Annotated in this window: 1 protein-coding gene; it reads right to left on the reverse strand. The window is 71.4% G+C overall.

The annotated features are described in order from the left end of the window. The coding region (locus RND78_RS27870) for a HAMP domain-containing sensor histidine kinase (RefSeq protein WP_312733460.1) at positions 1-647 on the reverse strand (647 nt) is incomplete at both ends.

A 647-nucleotide genomic window follows, 5' to 3' on the forward strand; every position in this document is an offset into this window, starting at 1 on the left:
GGCTGGCGGCCTAGGTACCTGCCTGGACGGCAGCTCGCCGGCCACCGGCACCAGCCCCTCCAGGGCGACCAGGGTGCCCCGCCCCCGGCGCGAGCGGATGACCAGCCGCAGGCCGAGCAGGGTGGCGATGCGCTGGACGATGTTCAGTCCCAGGCCGACGCCCTCGATGTCGCGGTCGCGGTCCTCGCGTACCCGGTAGAACTCCTCGCCCAGATGCGGCAGGTGCTCGGGCGCGATGCCGCGGCCCTGGTCGTAGAGCACCAGGCTGCGCAGGGCGCCGACGCGGCGCACGCCCAGCAGCACGGGCCTGCCCGCGGCGTACTTGAAGGCGTTGGAGAGCAGGTTCTGCACCACGGTGGTCAGCAACGCCGGATCGCTGTTCACCTGCAGGTGGCTGGGCCGTAGCCGAATCTCCACCCCCGCCCGACTCGCCGTGGCAGCATTCTGCTGCACCACGTCGGCGAGCAGCGCATCCAGGTCCAGGGGGCGGACCTGGGGCCGCATCTGCTCCTGGTCCAGGGTGTAGATGTCCAGCAGGGAGCGGAACAGCCCTTCCAGGCTCTCCAGCGAGCGGTCGACGTTGTCCACCAGCTGCCGCTCCGCCGCTCCCAGGTTGGCGTTGCGCAGGCAGGTGGTGAACAGGCCCA

Source organism: Pseudomonas oryzihabitans (assembly GCF_032027545.1).
GTDB classification, from domain to species: domain Bacteria; phylum Pseudomonadota; class Gammaproteobacteria; order Pseudomonadales; family Pseudomonadaceae; genus Chryseomonas; species Chryseomonas oryzihabitans_F.